4 protein-coding genes are annotated in these 6,277 nt (G+C 70.9%); all 4 read right to left on the bottom strand.

Going from position 1 to position 6,277, the window contains the following annotated elements:
• Nucleotides 1-136: 136 nt before the first annotated feature.
• The gene (locus ACFOGJ_RS24000) at nt 137-2,005 is read right to left on the bottom strand and encodes an acyl-CoA synthetase (RefSeq protein ID WP_379905406.1); all 1,869 of its coding nucleotides are present in this window, start codon (nt 2,003-2,005) and stop codon (nt 137-139) included.
• Nucleotides 2,006-2,082: 77 nt separating this feature from the next.
• On the bottom strand, nt 2,083-3,375 hold the full coding sequence (locus tag ACFOGJ_RS23995) for an adenylosuccinate synthase (RefSeq protein ID WP_379905404.1): 1,293 nt from the start codon (nt 3,373-3,375) through the stop codon (nt 2,083-2,085).
• A 50-nt stretch (nt 3,376-3,425) separates the two neighbouring features.
• Nucleotides 3,426-4,673 carry an ATP phosphoribosyltransferase regulatory subunit gene (locus ACFOGJ_RS23990; protein WP_379905402.1) on the bottom strand — a complete coding sequence of 416 codons (1,248 nt, stop codon included), beginning with the start codon at nt 4,671-4,673 and terminating at the stop codon, nt 3,426-3,428.
• Between the two features lie 152 nt (nt 4,674-4,825).
• Nucleotides 4,826-6,241 carry a hypothetical protein gene (locus ACFOGJ_RS23985; protein WP_379905400.1) on the bottom strand — a complete coding sequence of 472 codons (1,416 nt, stop codon included), beginning with the start codon at nt 6,239-6,241 and terminating at the stop codon, nt 4,826-4,828.
• Nucleotides 6,242-6,277: the final 36 nt, after the last annotated feature.

Raw genomic sequence — 6,277 nt, 5'->3', positions numbered from 1 at the left:
CCTGCGCCCCGCCCGACAGAAAAAGCTGCTGCAAATCTACCGGCAACGCCTTGACACAAGCCGCCTCATATAAGCCCGGGGATGACGGGAGCTGTCGGGCGCCGCGTCGTACTCGGCCGTACCCTCGGCTCGCCCGCTACCCCGTCCGCTCAAGCCTCCAGGGGACGGAAATATCGCGCAGTGCCGTCGCGATCGCCGCCTGGGCGGCCGCCTTGTCCCCGCCGGCCAGCCGGATGACGGCCGACAGGCGGCCGCCTTCGTCCTGGCCGGTGACGGAAATTGCGGCGCCGGTCTCCGCCGCTGCCGGCGCCAGCAGGTCGGCGAACACCGCCTCGATCGCCTTCAGGCGCAGGGCCGGCTTGTAGATCTTGCCGACCGGGGTCAGCGGCATCGCTTCCAGCGCGGTGACCTGCTTCGGCAAAGCCGGCCGCTCGGCGATGCGGTCCGCCAGGAAGTCCAGCAGCTCCGCCTCGGTTGCCGCCTGGCCCGCCTTCAGGGTGACGAAGGCGACCGGCAGTTCGCCGGCATAGGTGTCGGGGCGGCCGACGGCGGCGCAGATCTCCACCGCCGGGTGGGCGGCCAGCGCCTCCTCGATCACCGCCGGGTCGATATTGTGGCCGCCGCGGATGATCACGTCCTTCGACCGCCCGGTGACGTGGATATAGCCGCGCTCGTCGACATGGCCCAGATCGCCGCTGACCAGCCAGCCATCGCCGGCGAAGGTGCCGGCATTGCGGGCCGGGTCGGTATAGCCGGGGCTGACATTCGGGCCGCGCAGCACCACCACCCCGGTCTCGCCGACGGCACAGCGCCGCGCCATGTCCGGCCCGTCCGGCCCCAGCGGCACGGCGGCCACCTCCGAGAAGGGCAGCCGCAGGCCGGCGGAGCCCGGTACCCGGGGGCCGTGTACCGGCTCGATGGAGACCACGCCGGCGCATTCGGTCATGCCCAGGATGTTGCGCACCGGCAGGCCGAACTGCGCCTCGAACGCCGCCGCCAGTTCCGTCGGCAGCGGCGAGCCGCCGGTCGCCAGCAGGCGGGCCGACGAGATGTCGGCCCCGTCGACCGGGGTCCCCAGCAGGGTCGCCATGATGGTCGGTACGGCGGCCAGCAGGGTCACCCGCTCGCGGTCCACGAAGCGCCAGTAGTTGCGCATATAGGCCTGGTCGCGGAAGCCCAGCGGGGTGGGCAGGATCACCTTTGCGCCGACCGCGAACATCGACAGGCCGTAGACGAAGGCGCCGGCGACATGGAACAGCGGGAAGCCGTTGACGATCACGTCCTCCGGCCCGGCATCGTAGAACATCGCCGCGGAGATCGCGGTATGCACCTGGTTGCCGTGCCGGTGCTGCGCCAGCTTCGGCGCGCCGGTGGTGCCGCCGGTATGGAAGCAGGCGGCGACGTCGTCGCGCCCGGGTTCCGGAAAATCCAGCGCATCGCCGCGATGCCCTGCCATCGCCGCAAGCAGGCTGCCCTGCCCTTCGCCGGTCCCGCCCTGCAGCACGGCGAGCCCCGGCAGGCGGGCGGCCACCGCCTGCGCTTTCTCCCAGACCGGCAGGGCCGGGTCCGGCCCGTAGGCCACCAGGACCTTCGCCTGCGCCGCCTGCAGAAGCTCGACGATATGGTCGGCGTTGAGCATGAAGTTGATCGGGCAGGCCCGGCCGGCCGTCTCCGCCCCCCAGAGGGCGAGATGGGTATCCGGCACCGGCGGCATCAGCAGCGCGACCGCGCTGTCCCGGTCCACACCCAGGCTGCGGAACAGATTCGCCGCCTGCGTCACCCGGCCCAGAAGGGCGGCATAGCTTGTCTCCCGGACCGGAACCTCCGGGTCGCCGACCGGCTGGAAGGCGATCGCCACCCGGTCGCCATGCCGTTCCGCACTGCGCCGCAGCAGATCGTAGGCGGAGACCGGCGGGTAGACCTGCTCGAACGGCTGCGCTTCCAGCGCCTCGATGTCGGCGAGGCCGGCGATGCGCGGCCGCGCCTCAGCAGCTGTTTCCGTCATTGCAGCCTCTCTTGGCGCACAGACCCGCCTCGGCTTTCGCCCAACTCAGCTTTCGTCAATCTCAGCTTTCGCCAATCTCAGCTTTCAAACGGGTCGTTCATCAGGATGGTGTCCTCGCGCTCCGGCGAGGTGGAGAGCATGGTCACCGGCGCGCCGATCAGTTCCTCGATGCGGCGGACATACTTGATCGCCGTCGCCGGCAGGTCGGCCCAGCTGCGCGCACCCTGGGTGCTGTCGCCCCAGCCCTCCAGGGTCTCGTAGACCGGTTCGACCCGGGCCTGCTCGCTCATCCCGGCGGGGAAGCTGTCCAGTTCCCGGCCGTCCAGGCGATAGCCGGTGCAGACGCAGAGCTCGTCGAAGCCGTCCAGCACGTCCAGCTTGGTCAGCGCGATGCCGGTGATGCCGGCGAAGCGCACGGCCTGGCGCACCATCACCGCGTCGAACCAGCCGCAGCGCCGGGCGCGGCCGGTCACCGTGCCGAACTCGCGGCCGCGGCTGCCCAGCCGCTCGCCGATCTCGTTCTGCTGCTCGGTCGGGAAGGGGCCGGAGCCGACCCGGGTGGTATAGGCCTTGGTGATGCCCAGGACATAGTCGACGGCACCGGGACCCAGGCCGCAGCCGGTCGCCGCCTGCCCCGCCACCGTGTTGGAGGAGGTGACATAGGGATAGGTGCCGTGGTCGACGTCGAGCATCGCGCCCTGCGCGCCCTCGAACAGGATCTTCGCCCCCTGCCGGCGCAGCCGGTCCAGCCGCTCCGACACCGGGCTGGCGAAGGGCAGCACCTTCGGCGCGATCTCCTGCAGCGCGGTGCAGATCCCGCCCGCGTCGACCGGGTCATGGCCCAGCCCCTTGCGCAGCGCGTTGTGATGCGCCAGCAGGGTCTCCACCTTCGCGGTCAGCACCTCCGGATCGGCCAGGTCGCAGACCCGGATCGCCCGACGGCCGACCTTGTCCTCGTAGGCGGGGCCGATGCCGCGCCGGGTGGTGCCGATCTTCAGGCGCGCACCGCCATCCTCGCGCAGCGCGTCCAGGTCCCGGTGCACCGGCAGAATCAGGGTGGCGGCATCGGCCAGCACCAGGTTGTCCGGCGTGATCGTCACGCCCTGCCCGCGCAGGGTCTCGATCTCGCTGGCCAGGGCCCAGGGATCGACCACCACGCCATTGCCGATGAAGGAGACCTTGTCCTGGCGCACCACGCCGGAAGGCAGCAGGGACAGCTTGTAGACCTTGCCGTCGATGACCAGGGTATGGCCGGCATTGTGGCCGCCCTGGAAGCGCACGACGACATCGGCGCGCTGGCTGAGCCAGTCCACCACCTTGCCCTTGCCTTCATCCCCCCACTGGGCGCCGACTACGGCAACATTGCCCATGAACGCTCACTCCGTTCCCGTTCGAACCGATCCGATTGGTGCCGGCAGCCTCAGCCCGCCGGGATCTCCGACAGCGCCAGCGGCCGCCCGTCCTGCAACAGGTGGCTGCATCCCAGGCGCCGCGCCTCGGCCGCCGGGGCGGCGTCCGGCGACAGACCCGCTACCGTCACCCAGCCCTCGCCGCGCAGGCGCCGCGCCTCTTCATGCGGCAGGCCATAAGGCAGGAACAGGCAGGGCTCCTGCGGCGGCGGCTCCACCGCCCGCAGCAGGCTGTCCATGTACAGGGTGAAGCCGGTGGCCTCCTCGATGCCCTGCCGGCCGCCATAGCGGCCGCCGCGGCCCAGCTCGCCACGCACGCCGTCGGCGAACAGGGCGAAGCTCGGCCCATTGTGATACTCGAAGCCGCGATACTCGCCCGGATCCACCGTGACCAGAAGCTCCGGCTCGGCCGCCTGCAGGGCGATGGCGATGCGGTCCAGGGCGTCGATCATCGCCAGGGCCGCCGGCGGCGGGTTGGCGGCGCGCAGCCGCGCCACCACGACATCGGCCGTGCCGACCCGCAGGTATGGCCGCAGCATGGCAGTCGCATCCCCTGCCACACGCTCCAGCGCCGCGCCGTCCTTGCGGTCCAGGGCATAGCGGGCCAGAGATGCGGCCTCCGGCGACAGTCCGGCGCCGGCACAGACCGCCGGCACCAGGCGCGGGTCGCACAGGTTCAGGGCGACCTGCCGCACGCCCAGGGCGGTCAGGCTGTCGACCGCCAGCAGCGCCACTTCCAGGTCGGCGGCCGGGTCGGCGCTGCCGATCAGCTCCGCCCCCACCTGGCCGAACTGCCGTTCGGGGCGCAGCTGCGAGCCGCGCACCCGCAGCACCTGGCCGGCATAGGACAGGCGCAGCGGCCGCTCCGCGCCGGCCAGGCGGCTGCGCGCAATGCGGCAGACCTGCACCGTGGTATCGGTGCGCAGCCCCATCATCCGCTGCGAGACCGGGTCCATCAGCCGGAACATCTGCGGCCCCAGCGCCGCCCCCGTGCCGTCCAGCAGTGTCTCCTCGAACTCCAGCAGCGGCGGCTTCACCCGCAGATAGCCGTGGCCGCGCAGGATCGCCGTCACCTTCTCGCCGATCAGCGCCTCCAGCCCGGCGCGGGGCGGCAGCTCGTCGCGCAGACCGGCCGGCAGCAGACCGGCAGGCCCGCCGCCGGGCGGCGCGTCCGCCGCGCCATCGGTCTCGCCCGGTGCCGCCTCGCCCTGCGCGGCCCGGTCGTTCGCCGGCCGCACCGGCCCCTCCTGCACTGTCATCTCGCCGCGCCCACGATCGCTATTCCCCAGATTCCGTCCCGGCCGGCGCGCAGCCGGCAGCGGGGCGGTCAAAACCGCCCCGTTTTAGCCATTTCGCTCTCGCAATGCAGTCAGAAATGCGGGCGGACGGCATTCCCGCCCGCCACGACCGGTCACGCCGCCGCGGCCTTGCCCCTGCGCATGACGATGGAGGCGGCATCCTCGCCGCTCAGGATGCGGGTCAGCTCCACCGTGATCCTATGGAAGGCGACGCCATGCGCCTTGAGTTCCGGGTCCTCCGCCGACCGCAGGCGGTCGTAGAGCTTTTCCACGTACTGGTCCAGTTCCTTGGTCAGGCCCGCCTGGGCGGAACGGTATTCGTTGCCGAAGGCGCAGGCATCGGCACTGGTCCGCACCCCGCTCATCAGCTCCGCGAAGCGCATCAGGGTGGCGGACTTGTCTTCCTGCGGCGGCCGGCGGATGTCCGGGCTGTAGAAGCCGGTCCGGGTGTCGCGCGCCTGCGGCAGGCCGGCCGCCATCACCTTCTCCCACTGGCCAAGTTCGCCGGTCATCGCCTCGGAGATCTTGGCGCGCATCGCCAGCAGCCGCTTGCCCCAGCGCCCTTCGCGGCGGATGCCGATCTCCTTCGTCAGGGCGCTGAACGCCGCGGTGAAGGTCTTCAGGGTCTCGGCGATCTTCTCCGCCGGACCGCGTTCGCGCACCTGCTGCACGATGCTGTCGGACAGCCGCTCCAGGTCGCCGACAAGCAGGTCGCCGGTGATCGCCAGGTCGGTATTGCTGAGCAGGGTGTCGTCCATCCGCCAGGACAGCGCGCGGCCGATGCGCAGCACCGTCTCCGGCTTCTCCAGCCGGGCCATCACGATCAGGATCACATAGACGGCATGCTCGGCCCGGTTCTCGGTGAACCAGTCATAGGCCTTCTTGATGACCCCGATCATCTGGTCGGAGAGGTCGGGAATCGGCCGCGGCAACTGCGCCTGGAGCTTGCCCAGTGGCTCGGCGATCTTGAGGATTTCCGCCATTTCCGCCGCATCGTCGATGCGGCGGGCCAGGCCGAGCCGCGTCGCCAGGGCCTGGCGCTTCTTCGGCTTCTTCTCCGTCAGCGGCTCAAGCTCGGCGATCGCCGCCGTCATCGCCTCCGCCGCTTCCGACTGCAGTTCCAGTACCAGGGTGTCGCGGGTCTCCGCATCCTCCGCCAGGATCGCGTCGCGGATCTCCGCCTCCAGCTGAGGCGCGCGCTCCGGCAGCAGTTCCGTGGAGATCCAGTTCCAGACCGGCATGATCGATGACCGGGCGATGCGACCGGGCCGCTTCACCTGCGGCTCCTCCATGGAGAGGAGGTCCTGGAAGGCATTGCAGAACAGGCGCAGCGGCGTGGGCGTGCGTTCCGCCCCGCCCTGGGCGCGAAGGGAGGGACGCAGGCTGGCCAGGATCTGCTCGTGCGGAAGGGGCGTGCCGCCCTTGCCGCTCAGCCGGTCGCGCTCGATCAGGCGCGCCAGATCGCCCGCCGACTTGCCCGGCAGGCTGCTGAGAAAGGCGTCCAGTTCCGCGTTACGGCTTGATGCCATCCAATCCTTCCCTTTCGGCCGGAGAATACAGCATTT

The sequence above is a fragment of the Marinibaculum pumilum genome, from assembly GCF_042646425.1.
Taxonomy (GTDB): domain Bacteria; phylum Pseudomonadota; class Alphaproteobacteria; order Ferrovibrionales; family Ferrovibrionaceae; genus Marinibaculum; species Marinibaculum pumilum.
Note: the sequence above shows the minus strand (reverse complement) of the source record. Positions and strands in the feature narration are given on the sequence as shown.

What these genes read in the sequence shown, in the direction of transcription:
- ACFOGJ_RS24000 (WP_379905406.1), bottom strand. Translation starts at nt 2,005, where the DNA reads ATGACGGAAACAGCTGCTGAGGCGCGGCCGCGCATCGCCGGCCTCGCC.
- ACFOGJ_RS23995 (WP_379905404.1), bottom strand. Translation starts at nt 3,375, where the DNA reads ATGGGCAATGTTGCCGTAGTCGGCGCCCAGTGGGGGGATGAAGGCAAG.
- ACFOGJ_RS23990 (WP_379905402.1), bottom strand. Translation starts at nt 4,673, where the DNA reads ATGACAGTGCAGGAGGGGCCGGTGCGGCCGGCGAACGACCGGGCCGCG.
- ACFOGJ_RS23985 (WP_379905400.1), bottom strand. Translation starts at nt 6,241, where the DNA reads ATGGCATCAAGCCGTAACGCGGAACTGGACGCCTTTCTCAGCAGCCTG.